Source organism: Rhodoferax sp., from assembly GCF_010365055.1.
In the GTDB taxonomy this organism is placed as follows: Bacteria; Pseudomonadota; Gammaproteobacteria; order Burkholderiales; family Burkholderiaceae_C; genus Rhodoferax.
The window spans coordinates 1-7,109 of record NZ_JAAFHA010000135.1 but is presented as its reverse complement, the minus strand read 5'-3'; the positions used below and the strand labels follow the sequence as shown (position 1 = coordinate 7,109).

7 protein-coding genes are annotated in these 7,109 nt (G+C 57.9%); 1 reads left to right on the top strand and 6 read right to left on the bottom strand.

Features of this window, described 5'->3' with window-relative positions:
• Nucleotides 1-440 precede the first annotated feature (440 nt).
• From GZ093_RS19195 to GZ093_RS19185, 3 genes are all read right to left on the bottom strand, one after another.
• Nucleotides 441-1,235: an ATP-binding protein gene (locus GZ093_RS19195; protein ID WP_296489176.1), complete on the bottom strand. Its 795-nt coding sequence runs from the start codon at nt 1,233-1,235 to the stop codon at nt 441-443.
• A gap of 1 nt (nt 1,236) precedes the next feature.
• Nucleotides 1,237-2,595, bottom strand: coding sequence for a DDE-type integrase/transposase/recombinase (locus tag GZ093_RS19190; RefSeq protein WP_296489174.1), 1,359 nt, complete (start codon nt 2,593-2,595; stop codon nt 1,237-1,239).
• A gap of 130 nt (nt 2,596-2,725) precedes the next feature.
• Nucleotides 2,726-3,262 carry a hypothetical protein gene (locus GZ093_RS19185; RefSeq protein ID WP_296489172.1) on the bottom strand — a complete coding sequence of 179 codons (537 nt, stop codon included), beginning with the start codon at nt 3,260-3,262 and terminating at the stop codon, nt 2,726-2,728.
• A gap of 352 nt (nt 3,263-3,614) precedes the next feature.
• Between GZ093_RS19185 and GZ093_RS19180 the strand changes: the two genes are divergently transcribed.
• Nucleotides 3,615-3,836, top strand: a complete 222-nt coding sequence (locus GZ093_RS19180) for a hypothetical protein (protein ID WP_296489171.1) — start codon at nt 3,615-3,617, stop codon at nt 3,834-3,836.
• A gap of 11 nt (nt 3,837-3,847) precedes the next feature.
• Here the strand turns inward: GZ093_RS19180 and GZ093_RS19175 are convergent, their stop codons facing one another.
• The 3 genes from GZ093_RS19175 to csm6 form a co-directional block, all read right to left on the bottom strand.
• Nucleotides 3,848-4,711, bottom strand: a complete 864-nt coding sequence (locus GZ093_RS19175) for a DUF4338 domain-containing protein (RefSeq protein ID WP_296489170.1) — start codon at nt 4,709-4,711, stop codon at nt 3,848-3,850.
• A complete protein-coding gene (locus GZ093_RS19170; RefSeq protein ID WP_296489179.1) occupies nt 4,708-6,363 on the bottom strand; it encodes an IS66 family transposase in 1,656 nt (551 codons plus the stop codon). Before GZ093_RS19170 ends, GZ093_RS19175 begins: the two co-directional genes overlap by 4 nt.
• A 156-nt stretch (nt 6,364-6,519) precedes the next feature.
• Entirely contained in the window at nt 6,520-6,981 is a 462-nt protein-coding gene (gene csm6, locus GZ093_RS19165; RefSeq protein WP_296489178.1) for a CRISPR-associated ring nuclease Csm6, read from the bottom strand.
• Nucleotides 6,982-7,109: the final 128 nt, after the last annotated feature.

The window sequence follows — 7,109 nt, the reverse complement described above, 5'->3', positions numbered from 1 at the left end:
CCGAGATCGAGATTGGGCCGATTTATCACCGCTTGCCTGAGCGCATCAAGGCTCATGCGGCGATTTGCTTTATGGCGTTGATTCTGTATCGGGTTGTTACGTCCCGCATTCAAACCGGCTCAGAGCTCCACCCTATTCGAGGGTAAAAAAAGGGTCGTGTCCCACCGTAACTTCGGCTGAACACGACCCTCTTGTATTGCGGGACTGGGCTGCTTGATGGCTGGGCTATAGCGGTGGTGGCGTTCTCCACGGATGCTGTGTGTCGTACACGGTTTCCAAGCTTTTGCGCTGGCGTATCAGCTGACTCAGGTATCGACTCTCGAAGGCCATGTGCAGGGTCTGCAGGCAATCGCGCATCGCCCAGACTGCCTCATCCGACAGTCCATCTGGAAACAGCCCGAGCTCCATTCGGGTCAGTCGCCTCAATCTTTTTTTGCGCTTCATTGCAACTCCCCGATGGCCAATTGCAAAATCTCGTCGGGCAAATGGTTGAGCCCTTTGGGCATGGCCAATCGCATGGCGGTGCACAGGATGGTGCTGGCATTGCGCGGCAATCCCTTGGAGGCCTGGCGCACGATCTCCATCCCCGACGCGCTGATCAAGGTATGTGCGCACCCTGCGCTTTTAAACGCATGCTCGATAAGTTGGGCAAAGCGTTCACGCTGCACGATCGGCTTGAGCTCGACGCGCACCTGAATGCGGCTGGCCAGTGCCGCATAAGGAGCACGCTCCAGGGTTTGAGCCAGGGCCGGATGCCCCACCAGCCAGATGCTGATCAGGTCGCGCGAATCAAACGCAAAGTTCATGAAGGCCGGCAGGTCGCGAAAGAATTCCGGCGGCAGGTTCTGCGCCTCGTCGATGATCCACACGGGCGTGGTCTGCTTGGTGTCGACCAGTTCATGAATGCGCTGCTTGATGTCGCGCCACAGCTGTGCGCGCCGATAGTTGGGCTCGATGCCCAACGCACGAGCCAGGCCCCGGTAGATATCGACGCGCCCGAAGTCGGTCTCGGCCTGGTAGAGCACAGAATAGCGGTGCGGATTGAGGGATTTGGTAATGTTGCGCAGGGCCGCCGTCTTGCCCACGCCGGGCTCGCCAGTGATCAGGCCAACGCCGGGGGAACTTAACAGCCAGTTGAAGCGCTCAGCCAAATGCGCCAAGGTGCCATCATCCCAGGGCGCGGTGAGATCCTTGCCCAGTGGGGCGTGCGCCAAGCCAAAGTGTTGAAGGTACATCTCAAGCCTCCAGCGTGGCGTAATACTGGCGGTGGGCGAGCTCCACCAGATTGGGTCCGGCGCCGCCGGGGCCGCGCTTGGGAGTGCTGCCAGTCATACCGAGGCCATCATCGTCGCCGGGCTGCGCGGGCTTTCGGCGCACCCGCTTGAGGTTGGCTTGTCTGTCCAGCGGCGTGGCGGCTCCCAAGGATAGACCGGCATCGTTCTCAACGCCCAGCACGCGCTTTGCATGGGGGTCCACAACCAGCTTGACGGTCTTGCCGGACAACTCGTAGGGCACCTCAAACTGCTGACCCAGATAGGACACGGTGCCGTCCTTCTTCACGAAGCGCGCAACGCGGTGATAAAAAAGAGAGTCAATCGTCGCCGCCTTGGCCCCCAGGCTGCGGATGCGGGCCAGGTCCTGCTGGTAGCGCGCCAAGGGCGTCATGCCACCCAGGGCGGCGTGCTCCGTGCGGTGGTATATCTGCTCCAGCCAGGCCCACAACCGGGCGTTCAAATCGGCCAGGTCGGTGATGTGGCGCTCGTCAAGCTCGCTCAGAAATTGGTCACGAAACGTGCGGTGCCAGCGCTCGAGCTTGCCCTTGCCCTCGGGCGCGTAGGGCCGGCAGAAGATCAGGTGAATACCCAGACGCACGCACAGGCCTTGCAAAGTGGTGGCGCGGTAGGCCGCGCCATTGTCGACGACCAACTTGATGGGCACACCGCGCTTGAGCAGCGCTTGCTTGAGCACGCCTTCAATGTCCAGCGCCGTCTCGCCCAGGCAAAAGGCGCTGTGGGTGACCAGGCGCGAGGCATCGTCAAAGAGCGACACCAAGTAGGTCTTGCGCATTTGCCCTTTCATGGCCAGGCGTGGGCCATGCATCACGTCGCCGTACCAGATGGAGCCGGCGAATTCAGCGCCAAAGCTGCGTTTCTCCTCGGGCAGACTGACGGAGCCGGTGATGCGTGAGAGGCCGTGGAGTTGAAGCAATCTATGAATGGCCGAGCTTGACAGACTGTTGTTGGCCGCCGCCCCACTGGCCTCAAGCAGGCGCTGGATCTGGCGAATCGAGCGCCGTGGATTGTCCCGCTTGGCCGCCAGCACCGCCTCTTGCAGCGATTGCGCGAGCTTGGACTGGCCGCGGTCCACGCGCACCTTGGGAGTCAGGCCAACGATGCCGCCTTGGCGCCAGGCGTAGTACCAAGCCTCGATGGTCTTCTCGCCCAGGTGGCGACGCTGCGAGCCGGGAATGGCGTACTCACGTTGGGCCATCTGGCGAATCAGCTGCTGCAGTTCACCGCGCTCCAGACGCTCGCGGCTCACCATCGGCCCCAGAACGGAGAGCCGGAATAATGCTATGGAATCGATCTGTGTCATGAACGTACACCTTGAGTTGAAGAGGTGCCGATGGGAACGCAGATCGAAGCTTTGTGGCAGGGGGCAAAGTGTGTGGGGTGCTCCAGTGGGTGGTTTGTTCGTTGTCTGCGCTCAATTCAGGGGCGGCGCATCATGGGACGACCAGGTCCTGATCGAACCAGGCCATGGCGACACCCAGGCCCATGGCGTTCATGACGCTGCGCCAAAGCGCTGGCGTATCGCTTTCTCGGCCAAAATCGGCAAACCGGCTGCGCAGGTGAAAGACGAACGCCTCGCTGCGCTGGTCAAGCCAGTTGCCCCAGCGCCGGATGGTGCGCCGCTCAAACTGCGTGCAGCGACTGCAGCGGTGCAGGGAGACTCCAGCGAGCAACAGCAGCAAGACCACCTGCTGCACCGACCAGTCGTACCAACGCCTGGGCGCGATACACAGCGGCACACGCGAGCAGGTGTGAAGACACGCCGCACACAAATAGCGCGCAATGGCCACCGGATTGAGCGCGCCGAGCGCACCGGGTCTGCGATCGGCCTTGCGGTGGTAACAACCGTGGCTCCAAAGCTTGCAGCCTTGGCAGTGGGGGCAGTTCGATGGACGGTAGGCTTCACAGCCGGATGCGAGTGCCGCAGCATGTAACTCAAGGGAGGTGATGCTCGCTACAATTCTGTGCATAGGCTGGTCTTCTGTTGTTAGGTTTGGGTTTAGTCACCACGAACATTAACAAAAGGAAACCGGCCTATCTTGTTTGCGACAACGCTGCGGTGTTCATGCAGGCTGAAAGTGCCGGTTCAGATGAATGGGGCAACAGCGAACAAAACGGCCGTGCATCTCGGCACTTGTGCGCCAGGGGGGGCCTCCGGCGGCCTGGCAGGGGCCCATTGAAAGTAAATCCGGATCAACTTCTGATTCTGATCAGGCAGTCGTCCCGCAATCGATTCGGGGTTCGTGCCAACAAGTTCCCGGATAGACCTGGGACATCAGGGGGTCGCTGAATCTTGAATGCCGTGCAACGTGACATCGGGTGATGCGCACTCGTCTCAGAGCCAGTGAGACCAAGCTCTCGCCTGAGCGCGCTCTGGAAAAACTGCGTCGGATTCAACATCATCAGGTGATGCTCAATAACACGCAACCGGTGACCGGGCTGTCCACCATCAGCCAAGAACACACTGATATTTTGTCGGCGCTGACGATCAAAAAACCCACCCTGAACACGCAAATAACGCTTTTGAGTGAGAATATTCGGTAAACCCGTCCAAGCTATTGGCAAAGGACTGCAGCGAAGTTTCTTTGCAACGGATACAGCCAGATATCTTTGACTGGAATCAGTTGGCGGTGACTTAAAGATTTCTTACCCCGCCCTGTTGTGCGGCCAACGTTGATCCAGTTTGCGGCCTTGTAGCAAGTTCCCCGGTGGCGCTCGAACTCGACAAATGTTTCCAGCAGTACAGGGCGAAACCCGTAACGGTTGAACCAGTCCTTGGGCAGTTGACGGGCCACGCGGGACAGAATTTTGGATGCAAGGCCTTTGGAGTTAATCCATGGCAGGATCAGAAAGCGCGCATTGTTGACGACAAGCTGCAGGTTCTTCTGGCGCTGATGCTCTTGCCATCCAATGAAACGCTCACGTTCCTTGAGTTTCCAGGCGCTCGCACCAAAGCTGATACACGCCACCAACTGCTCGCCGACGAAGACGCTGTAGCGCATTTGGGCACCCGACAGCGGCGTGTAGCCCAGGTAGTGGTAGCGCGCGATGTACTCATTCCACAGGCGTGAATTCACTGTGCCGTTGACCAGGCGCAGCGTCAAGGCATCGAGTTCATGCACCGGTGCCTTGATCGGTGTTTGTGGGTCACTGGCCTGCGTGGCAGGGAAGTGGGCAGCCCTGCGGTTGCTGCTGCGATGAATCGATGGCGCCAAAGTGACCAAGCCATCAGCCTGCATGCGTAGTAACGCCACGCGACACGTCATGTCCTTGAGTTCGCCGTTAGGTTTGGTCCAGTTCCACAACTCACAAAGTCGGCGCGACAAAGGGGAGCGTTTGAGGTCCGGGTTTTCTTGCATCAAATCCCGGATCATCTGGATTTCTTCGGCGCTGAAATCGCGCCCACAGTAAACCGTCATGAACTGTCAACCCCTTCGAGCACTTCAGACACTTTAGAAATAACCGATGCACGCATAAACGCCAATCTCCTGGCATCCATCGCCCAAGGCAAAAAGGCGGTGATGTCATCGGGCGCTTTGTTGGCGTTGTCGGCACAGGCCTGCAAGTAGACACCAAGCCAAGTGCGCACATTGATCCCCCACAGTTTGAGGGTACCAAATACACTGTACATGGTGGCCGCCAACTCGCCCGACCATTCAGAGCCGGATCCGTAAAAGTTCTTGCGCCCCACCACCGGCCCTCGCATGTCTCGTTCAGCCACATTATTATCAATAGGAACTTGCGGGTGCGAGACAAACACCGTCAATCCAACCCAATGCACTGTCATGCTTTGCAGAACTTTGGCCGCAGCAATGGGCACTAGCGCATCTGTCAGCGCAGCATCGCGTCGAGCGGCCATTTGTTGCACGGCATGCTCAAGCGCACGTTGCGCCGTAGCCCGCTCTGCGCTGCCAGGCGGCGCTTGCAGGCGTAAATCATTGAAGTGATACAACTCACCAATAGCGTCCACCCAGACAAATGCCCACGTCAACAGAGTTGGATAAGCGATGGCCAGTTCAAAGAAGTCTCGTCTTTGGTGTGCCCAGCAGTAAGCCAATGACACCCCGGGATTGCGCCGGGCATAGCACTTGTAGGCTGAGTAGCGGTCGCAACTGATGATGCCGTCTTCAACGCCAGCGAGTTCGCCTTCGATGACGGTGGTTGCACGTGTCTGATCGAGCACGTAGTGAACCACCGCGGCGGAGTGAAACACCCATAGATACCAGCGATGGCCGACCTTGCCGTCAATCTCGGTGAACACCGCCCAACGGGTCTCGTCAGCATGCCAGTGCGACTCGCTGCAGAGTTTGGCGCGCAGTGCAATATCAATGGGCTCGAATAGCCTGGCAATGGTATGCAAGCCACCGGCGAGTGTGCCCGCTGACATACGCAGACCATGATCAGCCAAATCAAGCAGCAATCGGTTACTGGGGCGGCCGTACACGAACTTGTCAAGCAACACTGTGGTCCACACCGTTATGCCGAACTTTCCCCGTGCAATCAGCCGAGATGGTGGCGGTGCGGTGATGATGCCAGGCAGGGCCTCGCATTTACACATTGGTTTGTAGCGCAATCGCCGAATCTTGCGCCGGTAGGCTTTGACTTCAATCTCCAACACTTCAGCGTCTTCAGTGCCAGGGAAGATTCCAAATGCAAGGCCGCACTTTGAACAGTGCGCATCATCAAGGCTTGCGACTTCAATGCGCTGGGGCAGATGTGTCTGCAGGGAGCGTCCATGACCTCGTGCATTGAGTTGCTGTCCGCGATGGGCATGATGCGCACCTACAAAGCCTTGCTGTTTTGCGCTCTTGCTGCGTTCGCTCTTGCCCCCAAACATACGTTTTTGCAGATCCCGTATTCTGGACTGTGCAGCTTCCAATTCGTCACGCCAAGCAGTCTCGCGAAGTATGGCTCGATCAATCTCTTTGCGATGTTGGGCTTGAATCGATTGGATTCGAAGAAGGGAACCATGGTGCAGGGACTTCCACCAGTTCACATCTCTTTTTAGGCCAAGATACTCTTGCTCGGTTATCGTTACCGTGACGGGTGCCTGAGTCTTGATAACCGGCATTTCGTCCAAGCTGTGCGGCGTAAGCATGTACGACACGGTACGACAAAAAACAGATTGTGTCCAGTAATTTATTCAACAAGTTCAACGATACGGGTTTACCGAATATTCTCCTTGTAGGGGCACGTTTTAAAGTCAAACCTAATGAAATCAAGGTACTTACGTCATTAGCTGTCGAAGACCGGGGCTCAGTCGGTCTTGGGGACGGCCGTACAGTGACAAGGCGTAGCCAAGATAAAACCCCATGGTTTTGCGCCCGCCAGCGATGGAGACATGCAGCGCGCATTTGTCATCTGAGCTGAACGCTCGTACTTGCGCAGTAATGTAGTCAGCCGCAGCGCTGTTGTCTTCAATGCTGCGAATATCGCTCATGTCCTGTCCATTGGCATCTTGCATGACGTGAATGTGGTCACGGTTGAATGCGATGGCTGGCAACTGGTAGTCGTCGCACAATTTATGGAACCAGCCCAAGTCAGTGCTCAGGAGTGAGAGTTCGGCTTTTTGTGCGCCCTCTTTGGTGGTGATGATGTGGACTTCGGTAGGGACGAATCGGGACTCGCCAGCCAACGCCAATGCGTAGATGGTTTCGGTCACGATTTGAGGAGACAGGCCACTGACCACCAGCAGCACCCGGCGCTGGTAGCTAGCTGGATGTCCCTGATGGCCACCCAAATTCCCCCACTTTTGGCCACCTCAAATTCCCCCACCCTGAGCGCGGCGTGACGGCTGGTTAAACCCGGCTGTTTCAC

Bases quoted from the DNA above. Each gene is read 5' to 3' on its own strand.
- GZ093_RS19185 (WP_296489172.1), bottom strand. From the start codon at position 3,262: ATGCACAGAATTGTAGCGAGCATCACCTCCCTTGAGTTACATGCTGCG.
- GZ093_RS19180 (WP_296489171.1), top strand. From the start codon at position 3,615: ATGCGCACTCGTCTCAGAGCCAGTGAGACCAAGCTCTCGCCTGAGCGC.
- GZ093_RS19170 (WP_296489179.1), bottom strand. From the start codon at position 6,363: ATGCCGGTTATCAAGACTCAGGCACCCGTCACGGTAACGATAACCGAG.
- GZ093_RS19190 (WP_296489174.1), bottom strand. From the start codon at position 2,595: ATGACACAGATCGATTCCATAGCATTATTCCGGCTCTCCGTTCTGGGG.
- GZ093_RS19195 (WP_296489176.1), bottom strand. From the start codon at position 1,235: ATGTACCTTCAACACTTTGGCTTGGCGCACGCCCCACTGGGCAAGGAT.
- GZ093_RS19175 (WP_296489170.1), bottom strand. From the start codon at position 4,711: ATGACGGTTTACTGTGGGCGCGATTTCAGCGCCGAAGAAATCCAGATG.